This is a genomic window from Asticcacaulis sp. AND118, assembly GCF_020535245.1.
Taxonomy (GTDB): Bacteria; Pseudomonadota; Alphaproteobacteria; order Caulobacterales; family Caulobacteraceae; genus Asticcacaulis.
This window is the reverse complement of record NZ_CP084910.1, coordinates 1338569-1363250: the sequence shown is the minus strand read 5'-3', so window position 1 is coordinate 1363250 and position 24682 is coordinate 1338569. Positions and strand designations below refer to the sequence as shown.

Annotated in this window: 24 protein-coding genes; 13 read left to right on the top strand and 11 right to left on the bottom strand. The window is 61.5% G+C overall.

What is annotated here, in order from left to right:
* Nucleotides 1-24: 24 nt before the first annotated feature.
* Genes LH365_RS06605 through LH365_RS06595 form a run of 3 tightly spaced genes read right to left on the bottom strand, consistent with a single transcriptional unit; the run spans nt 25 to nt 3426 of the window.
* Nucleotides 25-960 (bottom strand): plasmid partitioning protein RepB C-terminal domain-containing protein, encoded by a 936-nt coding sequence (locus LH365_RS06605; protein WP_226745374.1) that lies wholly within the window; start codon nt 958-960, stop codon nt 25-27.
* Nucleotides 953-1858 (bottom strand): plasmid partitioning protein RepB C-terminal domain-containing protein, encoded by a 906-nt coding sequence (locus LH365_RS06600; RefSeq protein WP_226745373.1) that lies wholly within the window; start codon nt 1856-1858, stop codon nt 953-955. The genes LH365_RS06605 and LH365_RS06600 overlap by 8 nt, the downstream gene beginning before the upstream one ends.
* Entirely contained in the window at nt 1858-3426 is a 1569-nt protein-coding gene (locus LH365_RS06595) for a recombinase family protein (RefSeq protein WP_226745372.1), read from the bottom strand. The genes LH365_RS06600 and LH365_RS06595 overlap by 1 nt, the downstream gene beginning before the upstream one ends.
* 117 nt (nt 3427-3543) lie before the next feature.
* Here LH365_RS06595 and LH365_RS06590 point away from each other — a divergent pair, with 117 nt between their 5' ends.
* The gene (locus tag LH365_RS06590; protein WP_226745371.1) at nt 3544-4173 is read left to right on the top strand and encodes a DeoR family transcriptional regulator; all 630 of its coding nucleotides are present in this window, start codon (nt 3544-3546) and stop codon (nt 4171-4173) included.
* A gap of 235 nt (nt 4174-4408) precedes the next feature.
* The gene (locus LH365_RS06585) at nt 4409-4573 is read left to right on the top strand and encodes a JAB domain-containing protein (protein ID WP_226745370.1); all 165 of its coding nucleotides are present in this window, start codon (nt 4409-4411) and stop codon (nt 4571-4573) included.
* 39 nt (nt 4574-4612) lie between these two features.
* On the opposite strand, the gene LH365_RS06580 is transcribed toward LH365_RS06585, so the two are convergent.
* The 4 genes from LH365_RS06580 to LH365_RS06565 form a co-directional block, all read right to left on the bottom strand.
* A complete protein-coding gene (locus LH365_RS06580; RefSeq protein WP_226745369.1) occupies nt 4613-5209 on the bottom strand; it encodes a sulfite oxidase heme-binding subunit YedZ in 597 nt (198 codons plus the stop codon).
* On the bottom strand, nt 5209-6150 hold the full coding sequence (gene msrP / locus LH365_RS06575; RefSeq protein WP_226745368.1) for a protein-methionine-sulfoxide reductase catalytic subunit MsrP: 942 nt from the start codon (nt 6148-6150) through the stop codon (nt 5209-5211). Before msrP ends, LH365_RS06580 begins: the two co-directional genes overlap by 1 nt.
* Before the next feature lie 228 nt (nt 6151-6378).
* Nucleotides 6379-7653, bottom strand: coding sequence for a peptidoglycan-binding protein (locus tag LH365_RS06570; protein ID WP_226745367.1), 1275 nt, complete (start codon nt 7651-7653; stop codon nt 6379-6381).
* A 107-nt stretch (nt 7654-7760) separates the two neighbouring features.
* A complete protein-coding gene (locus tag LH365_RS06565) occupies nt 7761-9626 on the bottom strand; it encodes a glycoside hydrolase family 9 protein (protein ID WP_226745366.1) in 1866 nt (621 codons plus the stop codon).
* Between the two features lie 159 nt (nt 9627-9785).
* Here LH365_RS06565 and purB point away from each other — a divergent pair, with 159 nt between their 5' ends.
* Complete coding sequence (purB, locus tag LH365_RS06560; RefSeq protein ID WP_226745365.1) at nt 9786-11090, top strand: adenylosuccinate lyase; 1305 nt, start codon at nt 9786-9788, stop codon at nt 11088-11090.
* Between the two features lie 161 nt (nt 11091-11251).
* Nucleotides 11252-11956, top strand: a complete 705-nt coding sequence (locus LH365_RS06555; RefSeq protein WP_226745364.1) for a 2OG-Fe(II) oxygenase family protein — start codon at nt 11252-11254, stop codon at nt 11954-11956.
* On the opposite strand, the gene LH365_RS06550 is transcribed toward LH365_RS06555, so the two are convergent.
* Nucleotides 11953-12501, bottom strand: coding sequence for a hypothetical protein (locus tag LH365_RS06550; protein WP_226745363.1), 549 nt, complete (start codon nt 12499-12501; stop codon nt 11953-11955). The two genes, LH365_RS06555 and LH365_RS06550, sit on opposite strands and share 4 nt — an antisense overlap.
* 2 nt (nt 12502-12503) lie before the next feature.
* A complete protein-coding gene (locus LH365_RS06545) occupies nt 12504-12827 on the bottom strand; it encodes a DUF1476 domain-containing protein (protein WP_226745362.1) in 324 nt (107 codons plus the stop codon).
* A 244-nt stretch (nt 12828-13071) separates the two neighbouring features.
* On the opposite strand from LH365_RS06545, the gene purC reads away from it, so the two are divergent.
* From purC to purL, 4 genes are all read left to right on the top strand, one after another.
* The gene (gene purC / locus LH365_RS06540; RefSeq protein WP_226745361.1) at nt 13072-13830 is read left to right on the top strand and encodes a phosphoribosylaminoimidazolesuccinocarboxamide synthase; all 759 of its coding nucleotides are present in this window, start codon (nt 13072-13074) and stop codon (nt 13828-13830) included.
* 63 nt (nt 13831-13893) lie between these two features.
* Entirely contained in the window at nt 13894-14145 is a 252-nt protein-coding gene (gene purS / locus LH365_RS06535) for a phosphoribosylformylglycinamidine synthase subunit PurS (protein WP_226745360.1), read from the top strand.
* A 1-nt stretch (nt 14146) separates the two neighbouring features.
* Entirely contained in the window at nt 14147-14818 is a 672-nt protein-coding gene (gene purQ / locus LH365_RS06530; RefSeq protein WP_226745359.1) for a phosphoribosylformylglycinamidine synthase subunit PurQ, read from the top strand.
* Between the two features lie 138 nt (nt 14819-14956).
* Nucleotides 14957-17155: a phosphoribosylformylglycinamidine synthase subunit PurL gene (gene purL / locus LH365_RS06525; protein ID WP_226745358.1), complete on the top strand. Its 2199-nt coding sequence runs from the start codon at nt 14957-14959 to the stop codon at nt 17153-17155.
* Nucleotides 17156-17353: 198 nt separating this feature from the next.
* On the opposite strand, the gene LH365_RS06520 is transcribed toward purL, so the two are convergent.
* Nucleotides 17354-18121 (bottom strand): tetratricopeptide repeat protein, encoded by a 768-nt coding sequence (locus LH365_RS06520; protein ID WP_226745357.1) that lies wholly within the window; start codon nt 18119-18121, stop codon nt 17354-17356.
* Between the two features lie 127 nt (nt 18122-18248).
* Here LH365_RS06520 and LH365_RS06515 point away from each other — a divergent pair, with 127 nt between their 5' ends.
* The 4 genes from LH365_RS06515 to LH365_RS06500 all read left to right on the top strand — a co-directional run bounded on the left by LH365_RS06515 (nt 18249) and on the right by LH365_RS06500 (nt 21551).
* Nucleotides 18249-18479, top strand: a complete 231-nt coding sequence (locus LH365_RS06515; RefSeq protein ID WP_226745356.1) for a BolA family transcriptional regulator — start codon at nt 18249-18251, stop codon at nt 18477-18479.
* Between the two features lie 18 nt (nt 18480-18497).
* The gene (locus tag LH365_RS06510; protein ID WP_226745355.1) at nt 18498-19409 is read left to right on the top strand and encodes an aldo/keto reductase; all 912 of its coding nucleotides are present in this window, start codon (nt 18498-18500) and stop codon (nt 19407-19409) included.
* 65 nt (nt 19410-19474) lie between these two features.
* Nucleotides 19475-19816 carry a Grx4 family monothiol glutaredoxin gene (grxD, locus tag LH365_RS06505; RefSeq protein ID WP_226745354.1) on the top strand — a complete coding sequence of 114 codons (342 nt, stop codon included), beginning with the start codon at nt 19475-19477 and terminating at the stop codon, nt 19814-19816.
* Nucleotides 19817-19940: 124 nt separating this feature from the next.
* The gene (locus LH365_RS06500; RefSeq protein WP_226745353.1) at nt 19941-21551 is read left to right on the top strand and encodes a hypothetical protein; all 1611 of its coding nucleotides are present in this window, start codon (nt 19941-19943) and stop codon (nt 21549-21551) included.
* Between the two features lie 168 nt (nt 21552-21719).
* Here the strand turns inward: LH365_RS06500 and rpsD are convergent, their stop codons facing one another.
* Complete coding sequence (gene rpsD, locus LH365_RS06495; RefSeq protein ID WP_226745352.1) at nt 21720-22337, bottom strand: 30S ribosomal protein S4; 618 nt, start codon at nt 22335-22337, stop codon at nt 21720-21722.
* 254 nt (nt 22338-22591) lie between these two features.
* On the opposite strand from rpsD, the gene LH365_RS06490 reads away from it, so the two are divergent.
* Nucleotides 22592-24670: a methyl-accepting chemotaxis protein gene (locus LH365_RS06490; protein WP_226745351.1), complete on the top strand. Its 2079-nt coding sequence runs from the start codon at nt 22592-22594 to the stop codon at nt 24668-24670.
* The last annotated feature ends 12 nt before the right edge of the window (nt 24671-24682 follow it).

Sequence of the window (24682 nt, the reverse complement as noted above, 5' to 3'; positions counted from 1 at the left end):
TGGGTCCGGGTCCCCACTCTGCGTTTAGGCTGCCGGCGATTCAGCAACGGAACCGAGCGTGTCAATCTCAGCAATTTTCTGAAATTCCGTGAGATAGTCTTGCTGATGGACCGTCATCCAGCGCACGACACGATTGTTCGCCAGAAGTTTGGCGACGTATCCGCGCGCGACGGTCAGATGCAGATTGTCGATGCCGTAGGTCTCCTCGACCGACTTTACTTGGGTCTGTAGTGCCGCCAGCTCCCGCTCCATGCGGGCGATCTGTTGACCCGACGGCGTGGGCTTGCCGCCGCCCTTTCCTTTCTTGGTCGAAGCAAGCTGGTTTTCGGACGTGGCAGCGCGCAAGGCACGAGCGAACATCACGGTAAAATTGTTCTGGCCAATCATCAGATCAGCGGCTTCAATCTGCCTCACAGATGTCATCTGTCGTAGGATGTCGAACACCTTCATCGAGCATGGCGTGTCCTTCAGGATCTCAGCCGCTTCGGGGCTGATCCCTTCGAGAAGCCGGAAACGCCGCAGCACGGACTCGACCTGGAGGTTCAGAGCAGCGGCTATGTCGGCCGACGAGACGCCTCGATCCATCGCACGCGCGATCATCCGATGTTCCTGGATCGGCGGAATGCGGTTGACACGCTTGTTATAGGTGTAAGTGTCATCATCGGCAGTGAGCAGGCACTCGACTTCGGTGATGCCGAGTTCTTTCAGCACCTCCAACCTTAAGTGACCATCAAGGAGAAACCAGGTCCCTGGATTCTTTTCGTCGGCCATGACGACCGGCGCTTCGATCAGACCGATCGCCTTGATCGAACTCAGGACTTGTGAATAAGACCGGCTCTCCCGAGCGCCGGCCGGCAATGTCTTGAGCGGCACGATGGCGGCGACTGGGACCGTCACGAAGTCACGATCGAAGGCGAGACGTATGCGTCCATCTTCCCGGTCCGTTGCCTCTTCAGTCATGATCCCCCCCCGACACACGTACTTTGAGCGCTCGAGGCATCGTCGCCAGTCCTTCGGCCCTCAGCAAATTTATGAATCCGTCCTTGGAGAGCAAATCCTTAAGTGCCTCGACGACGAACAGCAGCCGAGTCTGGGTGAAGTCCGACTTCTTGACGAGCAGACGCTGCTTTTCCGCTTCACGCTGATAAACCTGCATGAGATCAGCGGCCGTCATACGGCGAACGCCCGTGCCCTTTCTTCCCAATCGTCCAGTAGGCAATGCCCCCTTGCGCTGGCTTCGCATCCGAATCTCGAGCAGACGACGGACGGCAGCAAGCTTCTTGCCTCTGAGCTTGCCGGTTTCGTAGGCGTCGAGAAGCAGGTCCTGCGCCTCTTCCGTCTCAGCCTTGGAAATCTCCATTGCCAGGGTGATGGGGATCAGCCCGGTTTCCACCGCGGATACTAATCGTTCCTCCCCCCGCTCAAGGAGCGATGCGATCATGTTTACCCAGGAGGCTCCGACGCCGATCTTCTCGGCTATCGCGGCATCGCTGAACCCACGAGAACGCAATGCACCGATCTCCTTCATCAGATCGATGGGGCGCGGCGTACGCCGAGCGATGTTTTCGACCAGGCTCATTACAAGGCATTCGCTTTCGCTGGCTTCGATTACCACGGCTGGAATCTCTGTCTGTCCCAACATCTGGAACGCTTCCAGCCGACCTTCTCCGCAAACCAGGTCGTATCTCGGCCCGCCCGCGCCATCGCGCCGACTCACAGTGATCGGTCGCTTAAGACCGATGGCTTCAATGTTGTTCACGATCTCCCGATGCTGGCGTTTGTTGCGCGCACGAGGGTTCAGAACGGTAATGCGAGAAATTGGGATCATTTCGATCCGACTGGGGCGAGCAGCGGGCATCAGGCAGCCTCCTCAATTGCAACGGGCATGGCGATGTCATAAAGAAGGTCGAGGCCATCGAAGCGATAGGCATCGAGCCCAAGTGCATTCTCCTCTCCCAGCCGCAGCTTCTCGGAGAGCATGTCGATGCGCGGGAACAGGTAGTAGTCAAGGGGCTCGCGATTGGCGTTGTCCATCCGCACAACGATTGTGATGTCGGGAGCGAGGGATGTATCGAAGCGCAGGTTCCACCGAAGGAGCCCGGTGGGGGTTTCCATGCAACGGGCGATCACGACGGAGAGGCTGAACTCGCCATTTACGATGACCCTATCGGTCTGAAGATCCTGCCAGGCATCGCTGCCCGACGTCCGAAACCCGTCAAGCACCTGACGCAAAACCTCAGGATGAAGTTTGCGCAGTTCGCGGTTTACTTCAATATAGCGATAATCGCGATCCGGCGTGAAACCCACGAGACCATACGCCCGAAGCAAGCTGCCAAATCGGGAGCTATAGGCACTGCTGGACGGCATCCCGTCACATTCGTCGATAACGATCCCCGAAAGCAAACCCCGTTGATGATACAGCTTTCTCAGGGACTGCAACATCTCCTCATCGCTGAGGCGAAAGGAGCGCGCGCTGATCATCGTTCTTGCCGCTTCGAATAACTCGCGCTCGACGACGGCTGCAAACGCATCCTGCGCACGGATCCACATTTCGGGATCGTTCTGGACGCGCTTTTTCTTCAGCTTGAAGGATTGGCGGTTCCAAACATTGTCGCCCACATATTTTTCATTGATCAGAACCTGGTGGACGGTTCCCCTGGTCCAAGGACGCCCGAGGTCTGTGGGAATGCCCCGCCTATTGAGATCGGCTGCAATCTGGCTTTCGCTGTATCCCTGATGAACAAACGAGCGGTAGATTTCGCGAACCAGATTGACTTCCTCGGCAGGGCCCAACGTTAAAATCACTCGATCGGTCTGGATGCTTTTGTGCTCGCCCCGTTCGAGAAAGCCCTTGGTGACACCGTGCTCGTCGATGAGTGTTCGACGTAAGCCGAACCCCGCTGGCCCACCCTGCCGATAACCCTTCTCGATCAGGCGACCTTGGCCTGCAAACACCTTGGTTGATAGTTCACGGCTGTATTCGCCGGCCATCGCCCGCTTCACGCCTTTTACAATGGTCGAGATCGGACTACCGTCGTTGTCGAATTGCTCGGCGCAGTACTCCACAGCGATACCGGCGCGTCGGCAGAGATATTCGTAGTACGCGCTTTCGTCCGCATCCTGGAATCTTCCCCAGCGGCTAACGTCATAGACGAGCACCAAGGTGAATTCGACGCTTCCGGATCTGACGTCCTCGATTAACTGTTGAAGCGCGTCGCGCCCCTCGATCTTGAGACCGCTCTTCCCGGCGTCGGCATAGGTCTTGACGATCTCAATTCCGCGAGACTGGGCATATTGTTTGATCGCGTCGGATTGGTTTTCCGTAGAATATTTCTGATGATCCGTCGACATGCGGACGTATTCGGCAGCGCGAAGGGGGCGTTCCGGCTGCCCTGGCCGATTATCGTCGTAAAGTCTCCGGTTCATCTCATCACGCACTCCTGGACATAACCGCGGCAGTTAAGACGTCTAAAGCCGCAGTTTGTGGCAAGCCTCTGCCGCCTCTCCGCATGGACACCATTCTAGCTGCGGAGAAAACGGAAGATGTTGCCGAAAAAGGGCAGGAAATTACCCCTGTGGAAAGGCGTCCTAGGTGGACGTGAAATCTATGCGCGGACCATCGCTGAGCTTCTGCGCAAAGAGCATGGCGATAGCCATCGCGCGATTAAACAGCTTATGCGCCAAACAGATGCAAGCGAAAGGACCGTCAAGCACTGGCTTTCAGGGCAGCACGGGCCGGACACCGTATATTTCTTGCGCCTGGTGGTTTCCTCGCCCGTTATCAGAGCCTTCTTTTTAGGACTGATCGAGAGTCCTTTGGCAACGCCACCGACGGAAGCGGTCGATCGCATTTCGCTCGCGCGAGCTCGGGAGGCCTATGCTTCTGGTGAAATCGCCGGTGGCGACACAGCAGCGCACGGGCTGAAAACTGACCCCAATCATGTCCGCAAAAGTGACCCTAAAAATGTCCCCGATCAGTTCGCCTTCAACAAGCGGCAACGCTGGTTTTTGAACCGAATCACAGAAGGGCGTTGCAATGCGAGGGAGATAGCCACGGCATGGACTGTCAGCCTCAAAACAGCGCGCCGCGATATCGCGGCACTTAAAGAGGCCGGTCTAATAAACTATGTTGGATCGCGACGGAAAGGACGATATCGTAGGGTACCGGAATAGCGAGGATATTTCACTCGAGGATTATGCGCTGCCCCCGACAAATCAATGTCCCCAAAATCCGAAAGAAAGACAGGTGTAGAGTGGCGTCGTGCTTGAACGGGATTGGCTGGATGCAACCATGATCAATTGTGTCGATCACGATAGTGCATCAAATGCAGCTCCCAAATCCCGGCACCACTAAAAAAGTAAAACACATAAATTCCTTTAATATCAAACACATAATTAAGGGCATCGGATGATGCACAACCACCCGTCCGGCGACCCGATGCCGTCTCAGGGCGATATCGACATGACCAAGGCCATTATCGCCGCCGGCAAGCCGCTGAAAATCACCATCCACGACCATCTGATCGTCGGCCGCGAAGGCGTGCTGAGCATGAAGCAGGTCGGGGCGATTTGAAGGGGGCTCGCCCCCTTCACCCCATAACCGGAGCGGATGTCAGGCTCTGCGCCTTATCCACTCCCACACGCGCCAGCCCAGAAGCAGGCCGATGATCGCGGCATAGACCAGCGGTAAAGTCTTGTCGGCCTTGACGAGCAGGAAATAGTGCAAAGCCCCCAGCGGCACGATGACATAGATCAGCCGATGCAGATTGCGCCACACCACGCCGCCCAGCCGTTTGATCGCCGCATTGAACGAGGTCGCCGCCAGCGGGATCAACAGCGCGAAGGCGATCATGCCGAAGGTGATATAGGGTCGCTTGAGGATGTCCGCCCATATCTGCCCCCAGTCGAAATACTGATCGATGACGACATAGCTCAGCAGGTGCAGGCTCACATAGCCAAAGGCGAACAGGCCGATGGGCCGCCGCCAGCGGATAAAACGCCCCTGCCGGAAGATACGCGCCAGCGGCGTCAAAGCCAAGCCCAGCACCAGAAGCCGCAAGCCCCACACGCCCAGTTGCCGCACCACCGTCTCGACCGGATTGACACCGAGATCGTTGTTGAAAAAGCGCCACAGCAACCACAACGCCGGCAGCAGACAAACCGCGCAGACGATGGCGATGTCGGGCGTAAAGCCGCGTTTCGCCTTCATCAGTAGAACTTCTTCAAATCCATGCCGGCATAGAGGTGCGCGACATTGTCGGCATAGCCGTTGAACATCAGGGTCGGACGGCGCTTGAACTCACCGATGCGGCGCTCCGACGCCTGCGACCAGCGCGGATGATCGACTTGCGGATTGACGTTGGAATAGAAGCCGTATTCGCGCGGCGCGTAGCGGTTCCACGAGGTCGGCGGCTCGCGCGTGGTGAAGGAAATCCGCACGATCGACTTTATGGATTTGAAACCGTACTTCCACGGCACGACCAGCCGGATCGGCGCGCCGTTCTGATTGGGCAGCAGGTCGCCGTACAGGCCCACGGCCAGCAAGGCCAACGGGTTCGTCGCCTCATCCATGCGCAGGCCTTCGACATAGGGCCATTGCAGGACGCGGTCCGACACGCCGCGCATCTCCTTGGGCCGCACCGCCGTCTCGAAGGCCACATATTTGGCCTTCGACAGCGGTTCGGCGCGCTTGATGACATCGGCCAGAGGGATGCCGACCCACGGAATAACCATCGACCAGCCTTCGACGCAGCGCAGGCGGTAGATGCGCTCTTCCAGCGCCCCCCTGATCAGCGTGTCGATATCGACGGTCTGAGGCTTGGCGCAATCGCCGTCGAGCTTCACCGTCCAGGGCCGCGTGGTCAGGGCCGAGGCGTATTTGGCCGGTTCCAGCTTGTCGGTGCCGAATTCGTAGAAGTTGTTATAGCCCGTCACGGCCTCGCGGTCGGTCGGGGTTTCATTGGTCCAGAAGGTGCGCTTGGCATCGAGTTTCCCGCTTATCTGCGCCGCCTGTGCGCCCGCTGCGGCCAAATTCGCCCCCAGGCCCAAACCGAAGCCGAGACCTGCCGCCATGATCTCGCGCCGTCTCAGATAGACGTCCTTCGGCGTGACCTCGTTTTCGGTCAGGTCGGGCGCGTGGCGGATCAACATGGGCGGCCTCCGTAAATGTCTAGAGCGAGATAATTTAAAGTGGAAACATCATCTCGCTCTCAGTTTTTGAGTGGTCGCGCAATTTTTCCGAAAAGTGGTGACCACTTTATCGGATGGCGCTCTGGTGACTTATACGCAGATACAGGCCGTTTGGTGACACGCTTAGAAAAATAAAAAAGGGCCGGCGCTCGTCCCCCGGCGTCGGCCCTACCCATTCATTTCGATAACTTAGCGGATCTTGACACCCAGCGCTTCAGCGGCCTCGACCGAGATCTGGCCCTGCGGCAGGCCCTGATCGGCCTGGAACTTCTGCATGGCCGCCACGGTCTTGGTCCCCAGCGTACCGTCGACCGGACCCGGATCGTACCCGCGCTTGGTCAGGGCGATCTGAATCTCCTTCACCTTGGCCGGGGTGGTGTTGCGCTCACACAGGACTTCGCGCCACACGGGCTCAGGGGCCTTCACGGCGCGCGTCTTGTCCACCGTCTTGTAGACCGCCGGCACCGTGTACTTTTCGGTGCGCGCCGGGGCGGTGATTTCCTTGTACTTTTCGGTGCGATAGGTCGCCGGGATAACCTTTTCGACCACCTCTTCCTCGCGTTCGATGATCAGGCGCTCGACCTTTTCGACGCGGGCCGGCACCTTCACGCGGCGGACCGAGGCCGGCTCGACCTCGACCATGCGCTCCATGCGGCGATATTCAGCAGGCACTTCTTTCAGGCACCACACGGTCTGGGCCGAGCCTTTTTGCAGATATTCGGTGGTTTCGGCGTCGCTCTGAATAACCACCGGCTCCTTGCCGGGCCAGCTCAGCATGCCGTCGGCGCGATAACGCACCGGACGATGCTCGCCCGGCGTGACCAGAGCCGCCCCCGTGGCGATGCCTTCGGAGCGCACCCATTCCTGACGCGCCGGGCGCACCATGACGCTTTCCATGCGCTTCTCATAGACCGGCGGGACGGTTTCCTCACGCCACGACGCTTCCTGCACCACGCGCTCTTCATAGACCTTGCGGGTGACGGCCGGGATCACCTTGCGCTCGACGCGCTCGGGCTGGACCATGACCTTGCGCTCGGCCCAGCGCCATTCTTCGGGAAGGGTGCGCGTTTCGACGCGTTCGGGTTCGACCAGCACCTTTTCAGCGTAGGTTTCCAGCACCGGGGCCTTCATCAGGCGCGTATAGCACTGATTGGGGCGGGCGTCCTTGACCACATAGGCCGGCAGGTCCGGATGGTCGCCGGCAATGGCGCCCTTGGGACAGTCGCCCTTTTTGACGTCGGTTTTGACGTCCGGGTTTCTGACGTCCGGCGCTTTCGCCTCGCCCATATAGACGCCCTGCGCGCCGGACGCACCGTAGCTGGACGGCGTGCCCGTCAACACGGCTTCGGAAGCCGGCCGCACGGCCGGACGGGCCTTCTTTTCGCCCGCCATCGCGCCCGCGCCGTACGCAAATACCGCCAGCGCCAGCAGCGACGCCCCGGTTTTCAGCGTCCAGTTCCTCATCTCAGCCACCTCACAAACAAATCAGCCGGGACAAGTTTAACGCCTTATTAACCCTCACGCCAACCCAACTCGCGCCGTTCGGGTAAATTAACCTTGTTCGAAGCCTGTTACTTGCGGGTTCCGTCCAGCCACGCCGCCACCCAGAACAGCGGCGCGTTCCAGTTGATCGCCACCTCATTGGTCGAATAGCTGCCGATCAGGTCGACATAGCATATCTGCGGCGCGCAGCCTTTCAACGCCGCCTGCGCGTCGGGATCGCCGGGGTTCTGGTTCGGGCCACCGGCGATGACGCCCGGCGGCGGGGGTGGCAGTTTGCCGTCATTCGCCCAGAAACGGTGGTGCGGGTGCTGCATGGCGCGTTCGCCGTAACCGGAAACATAGCTGAAATTCAGCGGGTTGCGGCCCAGAACGTAATCCATCAGGTTGAGGGCCTCATCGCGATAGGCGCGATGGCCGCTGAAATCCGCTGCGCGAGCCAGAATCATCGCCCGGTTCATAACGTCCGCCGTCGAGCCCCAGACATAGGACCGGTCGAAGGCGATGCGATAGCCCTGCCCCGCGGTTTCGTTTTTAAGCGCATCGGCACGGGCGATCACTGCCTTGCGTGCCGCCTCGCGCCATGGTGTATCGACGCTCGCCAGCGTCAGGGTTCCGGGCGTATCGACCTGGCCCCAGTTGAAGTCCGCCACGCTCAGAGCGTGCGGCGAGGCCTTGAGGTCGGCAAGATAGGCTGCCTCGCCGGTCGTGGCGTAAAGCTCCGCCGCCGCCCAGTAAAATTCGTCGCTCAGGTGGCCGTCGCCATAGCCCCCGCCGCCGCCCGGCAGGACATCGATGGCATAGGCATCGGGGACGCGCTTCGCCGCGGCATAGGCCTTTTTGGCCGCCGTCAGGCAACGGTCGGCATAGGCATCGTCCACGCTTTTGAAGACCCGCGCGCACTGGGCGGCGACCGCCGCGAGGTTCAGCGTCGCCGCCGTCGAGGGGTAGCTGAGACCGCGCTTTTCCCTATCCTCGTGCGGCAGTGTCGGCACCGGCGTCCAGTGCTCATCATGCATCTTGTGGTGCGCCATACCCGACGCATCGACACGGGTAAATTTGAGCTTGTCCAGAGACTTGTGCTGATCACCTAACGGGAGATTCAGGGTCTGGCTCTCTGGTACCTGCATGGCCAGCAGGAAGTCCATCTCGAAGCGCACCTCATCCAGCAGGTCGTTGACGCCATTGCCCGCTTCGGGGATTTTCACCCGGCCATCGTCAAATGAAGTATCGCCCTTTTCCCGCGCCACCTCATAGGCGTTCATCAACGTCCAGACGCTGATCCCGCCATTGACGACGTACTTGCCCTGATCTCCGGCGTCGTACCAGCCCTTCGAGACATCGAGCGTATAGGGACAACCGCCCCAGTGGTTGCCGCGATGGTCCTTCGGTCCCCAGCAGGTGACGATCTCCTTCGCGTGCGCCACAGGTCGGGCAAAGCGCTCGCCGACATATGTCGCCTCGATCGGCACGCTGACGCGCTGATGATAGAAGAAGGCCAGCGCGTCATATTTCAATGATTGATAGACATCAGCCCGAATATCGAAAGGCGCGCTGACCTTATAGGAATCTCCGCGTTTCACCCCGACCACATAGCCGCTGCCCGGCGTCGTCAGGGCGGAAAAATCGATCTGATACACCACCTTGCCGGACCCGGCATTGAGACCGAAGGGCTCGCTTCGGCCGGACAGCACAATGGTGTTGACCGCGTCCTTCACCACCCAATCGACGGCGGGCCATTCCCTGCCGGCAGGCGCGGGCGCGTCTTCCGGCACGGCATAGACGGCAATCTTGGGCGACTGCGGTTGAAAACCCGTCTGGTTGAGCGTCGGGAACTCCATATAGTGGTACTGATAGGGCCGCGGCAGGTTCGGCTGGGCCGTCGCCGCACCGCCTGCGAACGCCATCACCACGCCGGCCAGAAGCGCCTGTTTCATCCCGTTTCTCCCTTATCTCCGCGCCTATGTCAGCGCTGTCAGTCCCTTAGCCCTACCAAACCCTGCCCGGCGCGAAAAGTACATTTAAATCTTGACTCGGAGGGCGCATCCGCCCAACAGAACCGCGACCTTTTTATCCCCCTCAGACCGGACCTCGCCATGATCCCCCGTTATTCCCGTCAGGACGCCGCCGCCATCTGGGACCCGTCGACCAAGTACAAGATCTGGTTCGAAATCGAGGCCCACGCCGCCACCAAAATGGCCGAACTGGGCGTCATCCCGACCGAGGCCGCCGAAACCCTGTGGATCAAGGGCAAGGATGCGCAGTTCGACGCCGACCGCATCGACGAGATCGAACGCACGGTGAAGCACGACGTCATCGCCTTCCTGACCCATGTGTCGGAAATCGTCGGGCCGGAAGCCCGCTTCCTGCACCAGGGCATGACCTCGTCGGACGTGCTGGACACCTGTTTCGCGGTTCAGCTTCAGCGCTCGGCCGATCTGCTGCTCGAAGGTACCGATCTGGTGCTGGCGGCGCTGAAAAAGCGCGCGCTGGAACACAAGTTCACCGCGACCGTCGGCCGTTCGCACGGCATCCACGCCGAGCCGGTGACCTTCGGCCTCAAGCTGGCCGGCTATTACGCCGAATTCGTTCGCGCCCGTAAGCGCCTCGAAGTCGCGCGCGAGGAAATCTCGACCTGCGCCATTTCCGGCGCCGTCGGCACCTTCGCCAACGTCTCGCCCGAAGTCGAACTCTATGTCGCCGAAAAGATGGGCCTGAGCATCGAGCCCGTTTCGACGCAGGTCATCCCGCGCGACCGTCACGCCGCCTTCTTCGCGGCGCTGGGCGTCGTAGCGTCTTCGATCGAGCGCCTGGCCGTCGAAATCCGCCACCTGCAACGCACCGAGGTGCTGGAAGCCGAGGAGTTTTTCTCCAAGGGCCAGAAGGGCTCGTCGGCCATGCCGCACAAGCGCAACCCGGTCCTGACCGAAAACCTGACCGGTCTGGCCCGGCTGGTGCGTTCGGCGGTGGTGCCCGCGATGGAAAACGTCGCCCTGTGGCACGAACGCGATATTTCGCACTCTTCGGTCGAACGCGGTATTGCGCCGGACGCCTGCGTGCATCTGGACTTTGCGCTGCGCCGTCTGGCCGGCGTGGTCGAGAACCTGCTGGTCTATCCGGAAAACATGCAGAAGAATCTCGACCGTCTGGGTGGCCTCGTCCATTCGCAGCGCGTGCTTCTGGCCCTGACGCAAAAGGGCATGTCGCGCGAAGACAGCTATTCGGCGGTTCAGCGCAACGCCATGCGCGTCTGGCGCGGCGAAGGCAATTTCCTCGATTTTCTCAGCGCCGATGAGGATGTGTCGAAGTTCTTCACGCGTGAAGAACTGGAGCCCTTCTTCGACCTCGGCTACCACACCAAGCACGTCGATACGATCTTCGCCCGCGTGTTCGGGGAATAGATTACCTCCTCCCCTGCGCAGCGGGGGAGGTGTCAGCGCGAAGTCGCTGACGGAGGGGGCCACCGCAGCCAAGTGCCCCCTCCGTCATTTTCGCTAAAGCTCAATGCCACGGCACGGGCCGCCCCGCTCCCCCACTTCGCAGGGGGAGGATGGAGTAAATCATGTCCCTTACCCTTCTGACCGACGCCTTCGATTTCGACGGATACCGCGACCGCTTCAACCGCAAGGGCCGCATCCGGCTCGAAGGCGCGCTGTCGCACGAAGACGCCCACGCCATCCATCATGCGCTGGAGCAACAGACCCTGTGGGAACTGCATCTGGTCGACGCAGAAGGCCAGCCGGACGTTCTGTCGCGCACCGAGCTTGAAACGCTGAACCCGTCGGAAATTCAGGACCGCCTCGCCGCCGCCGCCGAACGCGCCCAGACCGGCCTGAGCTTCCTGCACCTCGGTTACGACCTGACCGCAAAAGAAGCCCTGCAGAATCTCGGCGAAGATCATCCGCTGTTCGCACTGGCCAAACTGCTGTGGTCGGCGGAGTTCGCCGCCCTCTGCGAAAAGCTGACCGGGCTTTCGGGGTTGAAACTGCAAAGCCTGACCGCCACCGGCTACCGCCCCGGCGATTTCTTCACCATGCATACCGACGCTCAGGCGGCCTTGACGTTCGAGTGGAACTTCACCCACGACTGGCGCTCGGACTGGGGCGGACAGATCCTGTTCCATTCGCCGTCGGGCGATATCGAAGGCGGGATCATGCCGCGCCTGAACGATCTGGCCCTCTATGCCGGGGATCAGCCGCGCTCGGTCGCGTCGCTGGCCGCCTATGCCGGCGCCCCGCGCTTTGCGGTGACCGGCCGGTTCGCCTAGTCGCTGAGCGGATAGACGTCGAACGCCTTACCGTTCCAGACATAGAGCGTCGATGCGGCTTCGAAGGTGAAAACCTCGATAGCGTCACGTTTCAGTGTCACCGACTTCACGCACTTGACGTTGGTCTTGCCATACCCTTTGACACAAGCTGTTTTATAGACACCCGGCTTGACCGTGCGCAGCCCCATGCGCGGCATATCCTTTGACAGGCTGAGGGTACCGGTCGGCAATTCCTGAAAGTAACTTCCGGTGAGATGGGAGGCGATATAAACTCGCCCCTGATCAGTTTTCCAGAAAACGACACGCTCAGCCTGACCATCTCCATCGAAATCACCTTCGTCTTTCAGATAAAGGTGGGGATGCGCGTTTCGCAATTTCATATCGGGATAGCCGGCCACGTCCGCTGGCTCCACGAAACTGTTAAGTTCTCCCTGACTGAGCGCATGAGCGCTCCCGCAGGCCAGCAGTAACCAGACGACAAATCCTATAGCTCTTTTCACAGTCCCCCCGAACATAAAAAACCCGGCCTTGCGACCGGGTTCCATTGTTACTGCTCGCCCTTCAGCGCTTCACGCGCCTGAGCCAGAAACTCGACCGCCTTGGTCCGAACCTCCGTTTCCCGCACCGGAAGGTTGGAGGCGGTAAGGTCGCCCAGCACCTTGCGAATCACGTCTTCCTCGCCCGGCTGTTCGAAGTCGGCGCGGACCACGGCCTTGGCGTAGTTTTCGAGGCTGTCGCCGGACAGGCCCATCTTTTCCCCCGCCCACAGGCCGAGCATGCGGTTACGGCGCGCTACGGCCTTGAATTCAAACTCTTCACTCTGGGCGAACTGCGCTTCGAAACCTTTGGATCGGTCATCAAACGTCGTCATAGGGATAAACCTCACTTGTCATTCCGGTTTTAATGCGCGCCATGACCCCGTGCAACACAAACCGTCATTTACATCACAAAAGTTTTTGATTATTGGCTGCACCCAATCGCATCCCTCGGATGCCTCTTTCACAGCCGTGCGGCAGACGCCTTTTCAAACCTTCTCCGACTATCCCCCCGGCTGGCCCGGACGGTTTGACTATTCCGACGTCTGCACATGCGCTGCCCTTTCTGGAGATGGCGCCATGACCACCCGCCGCAAGAAGATCTACGAAGGCAAGGCCAAGATTCTGTACGAAGGCCCTGAGCCCGGCACACTGGTTCAGTACTTCAAGGACGACGCCACCGCCTTCAACGGCGAGAAGAAGGCGCAACTCGAAGGCAAGGGCGTCATCAACAACCGCATCAGCGAGTTCGTGATGACCAGGCTGACCAATATCGGCGTCCAGAACCACTTCATCAAGCGCCTGTCCTTGCGTGAGCAACTGATCCGCGAAGTCGAGATCATTCCGCTGGAGGTCGTCTGCCGCAACGTCGTCGCCGGTTCGATGGCCAAGCGCTTCAACCTGCCCGAAGGCCAGCAGCTTCCGCGCTCGATCATCGAGTTCTACTACAAGAACGACGAGATGGGCGATCCCATGATTACGGAAGAACACATCACGGCCTTCAACTGGGCCACGACTCAGGAAATCGACGACATTTTGGCCATGACGCTGCGCGTCAACGACTTCTTGTGCGGCCTGTTCGCCGCCGTCGGCATCACGCTGGTGGATTTCAAGATCGAGTTCGGCCGCCTGTTCGAAGGCGAGTTCGCGCGCGTCATCCTGGCCGACGAGATCAGCCCGGATTCGTGCCGCCTGTGGGACACGGCGTCGGGCGAAAAGCTCGACAAGGACCGTTTCCGCCGCGATATGGGCGACGTGATCGAATCCTATACCGAGGTGGCCAAACGCCTCGGCATCATGAAAGACATGCCCCGCGTGATCGAAGGCGGCGCGCAGTAACTCTCAAAGAAGTCCATCGGTCACGGTGGACTTTTTGCTTACCCTCTCAAGTGAAGTGAAAAGATGAAAGCCACGGTTCATATCTTCCTCAAGGCCGGCGTTCTGGATGTGCAGGGCAAGGCCGTCGAAGGCGCGCTCAACGGTCTCGCGACGGCATCCGGCTGGAGCGACGTGTCGAACGTCCGCGTCGGCAAGGTGCTGGAGTTCGATGTAAAGAGCCCGGACAAGGCCGCTGCCGAAGCCGAGGTCAAGACCATGTGCGAAAAGCTTCTGGCCAACACCGTCATCGAATCCTACCGCATCGAGGTCGCGTAAGATGAAAGCCGCCGTCCTCGTCTTTCCGGGTTCCAACTGCGACCGCGACTGCAAGGTAGCGGTCGAGGTGACGACCGGTGCTGCTGTCAGCCTGGTCTGGCATCAGGAGACCAGCCTGCCGTCGGGCCTCGACCTGATCGTCGTGCCGGGCGGCTTCTCCTATGGCGATTATCTGCGCTGCGGGGCCATGGCCTCGCTGTCGCCGGTGATGGCCGAGGTGGTCAAGGCCGCTCATCGCGGCGTCTCGGTCGTCGGCATCTGCAACGGCTTCCAGATCCTGTGCGAAGCGGGCCTGCTGCCGGGCGCGCTGATGCGCAATGCCGGTCTGAAATACGTGTGCAAGCCGATCGAACTGACCATCGAAAACCGCCATACGCGTTTCACCTCGGCCTATGGCGACAAGGCCAGCGTGTGGATGACGCAGGGCAATGGCGACGGCAACTTCTTCGCCGACACAGAGACGCTGAAGGCCATCGAAGACAATAATCAGGTGGTGTTCCGCTATGTCGAGAACCCCAACGGTTCGGTAAACGACATCGCCGGGATCATGAACAGCGCCGGCAATGTGCTGGGCATGATGCCGCACCCCGACCGCGCCTTCGAACCGGCGCTCGGTTCCGCCGACGGCGCGCCGCTGTTCCACAGCCTGATGCGCGTGCTTCAGGCGGCATAATTTTCCCTGCTCCCTGCGCGCGGGGAGACGGAGGCCCGCAAGGGCCGGTGAAGGGGCTTACCCAAGTCTCAGCATGCCCCTCACCCCAGCCCTCTCCCCGTCTGCGGGGAGAGGGGGCACATATGCAAGGTAAGACCCATGACCACGACCACCGCCCAAAAGACCATGGCCGAATACGCCGCCGAATTCGGCCTGAAGCCCGACGAATATCAGGTCATTCTCGACCGTCTGGGCCGTGAACCCAACTATGTCGAACTGGGCGTCTTCTCGGTCATGTGGTCCGAGCACTGCTCGTACAAATCCTCGCGCCCGCACCTGCGCAAGTTCCCGGTGACCGGCGAACGCGTCATCTGCGGGCCGGGCGAGAACGCCGGCGTCATCGACATCGGCGACGGTCAAGCCTGTATTTTCAAAATGGAGTCGCACAACCACCCGTCCTATATCGAGCCCTATCAGGGCGCGGCGACGGGCGTGGGCGGCATCATGCGTGACGTCTTCACCATGGGCGCGCGCCCGGTGGCGCTGCTCAATGCCCTCCGCTTCGGTGAGCCCTCCCACCCCAAAACCAAACGCATCGTCGAAGGCGTGGTCGCCGGCATCGGCGGTTACGGCAACTGCGTCGGCGTGCCGACCGTGGCCGGTGAGACCAACTTCCACTCGGGCTATAACGGCAACTGCCTCGTCAACGCCATGTGCGTGGGCCTCGCCGACGCCGACAAGATCTTCTATTCCGCCGCGCCCGAACCCGGCCTGCCGGTCGTCTATTTCGGCTCCAAAACCGGCCGCGACGGCATCCACGGCGCAACCATGTCCTCGGCCGAATTCTCGGAAGATTCCGAAGAGAAGCGCCCGACGGTTCAGGTCGGCGACCCCTTCGCCGAAAAGCTGCTGATCGAAGCGACGCTGGAACTGATGGCTTCGGGTGCAGTCGCCGCCATTCAGGACATGGGCGCCGCGGGCCTCACCTCCTCATCGGTCGAAATGGCCGGCAAGGGCGGACTCGGCATCACGCTCGACCTCGATAAGGTTCCGCAGCGCGAAGAGAATATGTCGGCCTACGAGATGATGCTCTCGGAATCACAAGAAAGAATGCTGGCCATCCTCAAGCCGGGCCGCGAAAACGACGGTTACCGCATCTTCGAAAAGTGGGGCCTCGACGCCGCCGTCATCGGTGAAACCAACACGTCGGGACATATCGTCCTGACGCACAAGGGCGAGGTCGTCTGCGACCTGCCGCTGGGACCGCTGTCGGACGACGCACCGCTGTACGACCGTCCGTGGGTCGAACCGGACATGGAAGCGCCGCTCGGCCATGCGCCGTCGGCTCCGGTCGGCGACGCCCTGCTGAAGATTCTCGCCTCGCCCGACATGGCGTCGAAGCGCTGGCTGTGGGAACAGTACGACCGTCACGTCATGGCCGACACCCTGGCCGATTCGGCGACCGGTGCGGACGCCGGTATGGTCCGCGTCCACGGCACCAAGAAGGCGCTCGCCGTCACCTCCGACGTCACCCCGCGCTACGTCAAAGCCAATCCCTATGAGGGCGGCAAGCAGGCCGTGGCCGAGGCCTGGCGCAACCTGACCGCCGTAGGCGCCGAGCCTATCGCCATCACCGACAATCTGAACTTCGGCAACCCCGAACGTCCGAAGATCATGGGGCAGATCGTCCGCGCCATCGACGGCATGGCCGAAGCCTGCCGCGAACTGAACTTCCCCGTCGTGTCGGGCAATGTGTCGCTGTACAACGAAACCAACGGCGTCGCCATTCCGCCGACGCCGACCGTGGGCGCTGTGGGCCTGCTGGCCGACTACGATCAGCGCGTCGGCTTCAACACGCTGAAGGCCGGTCAGGTGCTGGTCCTCGTCGGTGAAACCGTCGGCGAACTGGGCTCGTCCATTTACTTACGCGAAGTGCACGGCATCGAAGCCGGCGCGCCGCCGAAGGTCGATCTCAGCGTCGAAAAGCGCAATGGCGACTTCGTGCGCGACCTCATCCTGTCGAAGACGGCCAAGGCTGTGCACGACCTGTCCGACGGCGGCCTCTTGCCGGCGGCCTTCGACATGGCCACGGCGTCCAAGGTCGGCATCGAACTGAAGAACCCCACCGACCTCGAAGACCACGTCTTTGCCTTCGCCGAGGATCAGGCGCGCTATCTGATCGCGGTGGACGAAGCCTCGGCGCATCTGGTGCTGGCCAAGGCCGCCGAGGCCGGCGTACCGGCGGCGACCATCGGCGTCGCGGTCGGTTCGGACCTCAGCCTGACGGGGGCGATGTCGCTGTCGCTTACGGAATTGAAGGCCGCCAATGAGCGCTGGCTGCCGGAATTTATGGCGTAACTCCCTCCTCCCTGTCGCGCAGCGATGGGGAGGTGGCATTTGACGACTTGTCGGCAAATGACGGAGGGGGGTGACTCCGATCGGGAGGCTTGCATAGACCCTGATTAAAAGATCGCGCCAAAAGGATAGATTTGCGTCGTCCCCCTCCGTCACGCCTTCGGCGCGCCACCTCCCCATGCCTTCGGCACAGGGAGGAGATTAGAACTTCACCTGATTTTGCCCCGGCCTTACCCGCTCAGGGCGGCGTGCGTTGAAGCGCTTTGCTGCCTCGGCAAGTTGCGCCCTGGTCATCAGCGGCGTCAACCGCTCCAGATCGGCGGATACCGGCGGCTTTGCCACCTGCCAGGTGCGCGCCTCATGCGCCAGCGCGTACCAGACATAGGCCTCGGTCAGGTCTTTCGCCGTCCCCTCGCCCGTTTCCAGCCGCCGCGCCCACTCCGTCTGCGCCTCAGGCAGGCCGCCCTCTGCGCTCTTGCGGATCAACTCCACCCCGCGCGTACAATCCGCCTCGACGCCGCGCCCTTCGCATAGCATCTGCCCGGCCAGCAGCAGGCCCTGCGGATAGTTCTTGAAAGCCGCGCGCTGGGCCCAGACGAAACCCTGCGTGTCGTCCTTCGCAATCCCTTCGCCGCTCAGATAGTGCCGCGCCAGTTGATACTGTGCCTCGGCATGGCTCTGGGCCGCGGCCTTTTGATACCACTCAACGGCCCTTTTCGGGTCCTTGTCGACCTGAAAGCCGTTGTCGTAGGCGCGCGCCACATAGACCTGAGAGTTGAGGACGCCGATCTCGGCATAGGCCATTTCGTAGTCGAAGGCGGTCTTGTAGACCTTCACCCCGCGCCAGCGCTCGTTCTCCTGCCACAGCCACGCGCCCGCGATAAGGAGCGGCACGACGAAGGCCAGCACCTGCACCCCACGCACCCACGGCCTGGGCTTGGGGTTGCGGATATCCGTCAGGTTGGTCATGCGGGCGGGGTCCGGAAAGGCGTGAGGATAAGGGGCGGAACAGACGCAATTGCCACTTGTTAACCCATTACGTGATAGTTCAAAACCGATTGTGTTTGTTAATCGAGTCGTTCTCAAGGCTTTTCCCATGCCCGTCGCCCAATCCGACCTCGAAGCCCGCCTGAAGGCCGCCTTCCCCGACGCCGTAATCGTCATCGAGGATCTGGCCGGCGACGGCGACCACTACAAGGCCTATATCACCGATGCCGGTTTTGCCGGGATGCCGCGCGTGCGTCAGCACCAGAAGGTCTATGCCGCCCTGTCCGATCTGATGAGCGGCCCGCTGCACGCCCTCGCCCTCGAAACCCGCGCCCCATAATCAAAGGGGAGACCGAGTATGCGTTACCGCCCCTTCGGACGATCCGGTCAGGCCCTTTCCGCTATCGGGCTCAATGTGTCGTGGGCGAAGCTCGGCCGTAACCGCAATGCGCTGGAACGCCTGCTGAGCACGGCGCTGGAAAACGGCGTCAACACCTTCCACCTGACCTCGGCGCATCCGGACTGCCTGCATACCGCGGCTCAGACCTTCGCCATCGCCGACCGCCGCATCCTCTTCGTGTCGCTGAGCGCCGAAGAGGAAGGCAGCCCCGATCCGGCGGACGAATACCGGCTGGAGCCTCTGCGCGAACGCCTGCGCGGCGCGGTGAAGACCTCCGGGCTGCAATGGATCGACCTGCTGGTCTTCCACGCCAACGGCTTCGACCGCATCCCCGATCGTAGCTGGACCTTCATCAGCGCCCTGCGCGACGCGGGCATGTTGAAATTCACCGGGGCCACGGCCAATAACGACCTGATCAAGGCCGCCGTCGATGACGGGCGCTTCAATATTCTCAAGACGGTGTTCGACATCGACACCTCGTGGAACAAGCGCCACCTGCTCGATTACGCCCTGGCGCGCGGCCTGTCGGTCTTCGGCCACGACTTCTTCCCCGACGCCTATCAGAGGGCCGCGGACGTCGTCCCCAAGGCCGCCCGACGCGGCTGGTTCGGCGGCAAGCCTGCCGATCCGCTGGCCGGACGCGGCACCTACGCCTTCCTGCACCAGACGCCGGACTGGACGGCGGAGGAACTGTGCCTGTCCTACGCCCTGACCCAGCCGAACCTTTCGACCCTGTTCGTCGATGCCGACACCCCCGACCATCTGGAAGCGCTGGCCAGCGTCGTCGAGCGCGCCATGCCGACTTCGGTCCCCGCCCAGATCGAGATGGCCCGCTTTTCGGCGCAGGGTCCGCAGCAGAAACCCGCCTGATCCACTGGATTTTGCGCCGGTCTGTGCCTATATCGGACGATAACTGTTTCAGCCGGAGTGCCGCCGTGAGCGTCGATCTCAATCCCGAAGTCCATCAGTTCATCGATGGCACCATCAAGACCAATCCCGTCGTTCTGTTCATGAAGGGCACGCCGGATCAGCCGCGCTGCGGCTTCTCGTCGCTGGTGGTTCAGGTGCTGGACCATCTGGGCGTGGAATTTGCCGGCGTCGACGTGCTGCAGGACAACGACCTGCGCGAAGGCATCAAGGCCTTTTCCGACTGGCCGACCATCCCGCAGCTCTACGTCAAGGAAGAGTTCATCGGCGGCGCCGACATCGTGCGCGAACTGTTTCAGAACGGCGAACTGAAGACCCTGCTGACCGAAAAGGGCGTCATCGAGGCTTAAGCACAACCTCAGCCTTATCCACGAAAAGCCCGGCCGTTGTGCCGGGCTTTTTTGCGCGCTCCCCTTGCTGAGAGGCCTCACTTGCCTTTAGATGGAGGCCGTTGAATTTGAGGGGGAATATTTTATGCGCCGGTTCGGGGGAGTCTGCCGCACGTTCGCCGCCATCGTAATCGGTTTCATCGCCGCCGGTCCGGTATACGCCGACACGTGGGTAAAGGCCGAGAGCGAGCATTTCATCGTCTACTCGAACGTCAACGCCAGGGCGACCGAAGCCTATGTGCGTAACCTCGAAAAATACCGCTACATCATCGGGGCTTTTTACGGCCTGTCGGGGCCGGACACCCAGCCCGAACCGCGTATGAAGCTCTTCTTCCTCAAAAGCACGTCGGATCTGAAGCAGGTGTGGCCGGACGTGCCTTCGACCGTGGCCGGTTTCGTGCGCATCTGCCCCGTCGGCATTGCCGGTTTTTCGACCTACGAAGGCGACGCCGTGGGCTCGGCGTCCAAGGTCGAAAACGTGGCGGAAAACACCAGCCAGCACATCTTCTTCCATGAATATGCGCACATGTTCATGTTCCAGAACGCACAGACCGTCTATCCGCGCTGGTTCGTCGAGGGCTTCGCCGAATATTACGGCACGACCAAGATTCTGGACGATCAGGCCGTCGTCGGCATGGCCCTGTCGATGCGTATCCGCCAACTGAATTCGAACGGCACCCTCAAATACGAAGACATATTAAACGACGCCCCGTCGACGCGGCGGGCGGGTTCCAACTTCTATCCGCAATCCTGGCTGCTGACCCACTGGATCATGAGCGATCCCGCGCGCAAGCAGGCCTTCGGCCGCTATCTTGAGGCGCGCAGCACCGGCGAAGACGCGGTCAAGGCGTTCGAAGCGGCCTTCGGCGTGCCGGTCAAATCGCTGTCCTCGGTGCTGTGGAGCTATATGAATTCGCTCAAGGCCACGGTCTACCGGTTCAACAACATGCCAGAACCGCAGGTCAGCGTGTCGCCCATGCCGGCCAGCGCCGACAAGCTGGCCCTGTGGGATGCGGGCTCCATGAGCTGTATCCCGCAGGCCTACAAATCCGTTCTGCTGACCAGGGTTCGCAAAGAAGCCGCCGAACATCCCGGCGACGCCTACGCCGAGGGCGTGCTGATGCGCGCCGAAGTCCAACTGGGCGACGCGCAGAAGGCGCTCGATCATTATCTGGCCTATACGGCGGCCCGTCCCGACGATGCCGAAGGCTTCTACCGACTGGGTCAAATCTGGTTTCTGATGAGCCGCCAGAAGGTTTTCGCCGCCGGCGAAACCTACGAAACCCAGATGCGCAAGGCGCGCGAAGCGTTCGGCAAGTCTTACAAACTCGATCCGCTGAATGCCTCCAATCTCAACTATCTGGCGCGCGCGGGCAAGGAAGGGCCGGATTATCCGGACGACAACACGGTCAATGCCGCCTATCAGGCGCATGTGCTGGCTCCGGCGGTGCGAGACTACGCCGTCTTTGCGGCCATGCTCATGATCCGCAAGGATCGTATGGCCGAAGCCCGCGCGATCCTCCTGCCGCTGGCCAATAATCCGCACGGCGGCGCATCCACCGAACGGCTTGTCGCCGTGGTCGAGGCCATCGACGCCGGGAAGTCGAAGACCGAGGTCATGGCCATCCTCTCCGCCGGCGCACCCAAGGTCGAACCCGCCGATGACGACGCGGCGAAGGCAGGCGATAAGACATAAGAAAAACCCCGGAAGGCAAACCTTCCGGGGTTTCTTGTCTCTAACCTGTGCTAAGCCGTAATGACGTGGTGAAAATGTCTGGCTTTTGAGCACCCGAAGCGATGTGTACTTAAGTACATGAGCAAGGGCGCGCAAAAAGACGGGCATTTGCAGCCCGTCAGGACGTGCTTAGGACGAGTAGTATTCGACGATCAGGTTCGGCTCCATCTTCACCGGATACGGAACTTCCGACAGTTCCGGCATACGGATGTAGGTGGCCTTCATCGCCTTGGCGTCCAGTTCGATATAGTCCGGCACATCGCGCTCAGGCGATTGCAGGGCTTCGAGAACCAGGGCCATATTGCGCGAACGCTCGCGGACTTCGACGACGTCGCCGGCCTTCACGCGGTAAGAGGCGATGTTCACCTTCTTGCCGTTGACCAGAACGTGGCCGTGGTTGACGAACTGACGGGCAGCCCATACGGTCGGCACGAACTTGCAGCGATAGACGATGGCGTCCAGACGCGACTCGAGCAGAGCGATGAGGTTCTCCGAGGTGTTGCCCTTGCGGCGATCGGCCTCTTCGTAGATCTTCGAGAACTGCTTCTCGGTGATGTTACCGTAGTAACCCTTCAGCTTCTGCTTGGCGCGCAGTTGCAGACCGAAGTCCGAAACCTTTTGCTTACGACGCTGACCGTGCTGGCCCGGACCGTAGGAGCGCTTGTTGACGGGGGACTTGGGACGGCCCCACAGGTTTTCACCCATGGCGCGGTCGAGCTTGTACTTGGCGCTGTGGCGCTTCGACATAGTCTTACCTTCATATAACCCTGACCGGCGCCCTGCGAGAGTGCAAGACAGCGATTTCAACGGCGGTTCAGGATCAACCCGTAATAGCCCGCATACCGATGGCAGGCGGGAGAAGCGGCGCTTATGGCGACAAACCCCGGCAAAGTCAAGCACAGCCGGATATGAAAAGACGCCTCCGGATAACGCCGATTAAGCTTTCGGCAACAAGAATCGGCGACATTAACCATAAACGCCACCGCACCCCGGATACCCCCATGTTTTCCCGCTCCCTCTCCGCCCGCATCGCCGGCATAGGCGCGCTTACCGTTGCCGCCGTCTTCGGCATCGGCACCTTCCTGATCTCGCAGAAGACCAACGGCACCCTGTCGGGGCAAAACGGCGACCTTCAGATCAATGTCGCCGAAAGCCAGGCCGCCCGCGTGCAGAACCGCCTCGATCTCGCCGCCCGCACGGCGCAGGAGACGGTGAGCACCATGGCGGCCCTGCGCAGTCAGGGCGTTACGGAACGCGGCGTCTACGACAGCGTCCTCAGGGCGTCGCTGGAGCATAATCCCGACCTTTTGGGCGTGTGGTCAGGCTGGGAGCCGAACGCCGTGGACGGCAAGGACGCCAGCTTTGCCGGGGCCGAGGGCCACGACGCCTCCGGCCGTTACCTGCCCTACTGGAACCGCGGTTCGGGCCATATCGTCAAGGAACCCCTGATCGACTACGACAAGCCGGGCGCCGGCGACTATTATCTGCTGCCCAAGCAGAACGACCGCATGATCGCCATCCAGCCCTACGACTATTCCGTGGGCGGCAAGACCATGCTGATCATGACCTTCAGCGCGCCGATCAAGGTCAACGGGCAGTTCATGGGATCGGGCGGCGTCGACATCTCGCTCGACAAGCTGCATCAGGACATGAGCGCGGTGAAGCCCTTCGGCACGGGCTTCGTCACTCTGGTGACCAATACCGGGCTCGCGGTCAGCTATCCCGACGCCAAGGCCAACGGCAAGCCCCTGAAAGACATCGATCCGGCCTCGGCCAGGGCTGCCGCCGAGGCCATTGCCGGCAACAAGCCGGTCACGATCGACGCACCGGGCAAGGACGGCGAATGGCGCTATCTGGCCCTTCCCGTCTCGGCGGGCGGCACGCAGGACAAGTGGGCGGTGGTCGTCGCCGTGCCCGAAGCCACGCTCAACGCCTCGGCGCGCGACAACAATACGGTGATGATCGTCCTGTCGGTCATCAGCATCATTCTGGCCGCCCTGATCCTGTTCGCGGTGATCAGCCGCATGGTCGGCTCGCCGCTCAAAGGGCTGGGCAAGACCTTCGACCGCATGGCGTCCGGCGACCACAATGCCGAAGTGCCCGAAGCCAGGCGCATCGACGAAATCGGCCTGATCGGCAAGGCGGTGATGGGCTTCCGCGAAAGCCTGCGCACCCGCGCCCGCGCCGACTCCGAAGCCGAGATCAGCCGTCAGGCCGACGCCGCCGAGTCGCGCAAGGCCGCCATGGCCATGCTGGCCGAAGAGTTCGAAATGACCGTCGGCGGCATTGTCGACAGCGTCGCACAGGCTTCGGTCGATATGCGTCAGTCGGCCCTCAGCCTCAACCAGATCGCTGAAAACGCATCGGGTCAGACGGCGACCATCGCCTCGGCCACCGAACAGGCCGCCGGCAATGTGCGCACCGTCGCCGCCGCTTCGGAGGAACTGACGGCGTCGATCAACGACATCGCCACCAAGGCCGAAGCCTCGTCCGGCATCGCGCGCAAGGCGGTGGAGGAAGCCAACCGCTCCGACGCCCGTATCCGCGAACTGGAGGCTGCCGCCAACAAGGTCGGCGAAGTCGTCAGCCTCATCCAGGCCATCGCGCAGCAGACCAACCTGCTGGCGCTCAACGCCACCATCGAAGCCGCCCGCGCCGGCGATGCGGGCAAGGGCTTCGCCGTCGTCGCCACCGAGGTCAAGTCGCTGGCCACCCAGACGGCCAGAGCGACCGACGAGATCGGCGAACAAATCACCGCCATCCAGCAGGCCACCTCGGCCACGGTCGAGGCGCTGGGCTCGATCCGCGGCATCATCCACGACATGAGCGAATTCTCGATGGGCATTTCGTCCGCTATGGCCCAGCAGGGCGCCGCCACCGACGACATTGCCCGCAACGTCCACGAAGCCGCCAAGGGCACGGACGAGGTCGCCGGACATATCCACTCGGTCGCCATGGCCACGCGCGAAACCGGCGAGGCCTCGACGCAGGTGCTCGATACGGCCAGCCACCTGGTCGAACAGTCCGAAGACCTCAAGGGCCGCGTCCGCGCCTTTGTGGCGCAGGTCAGGAACGGGTAAAAAAACACCCCT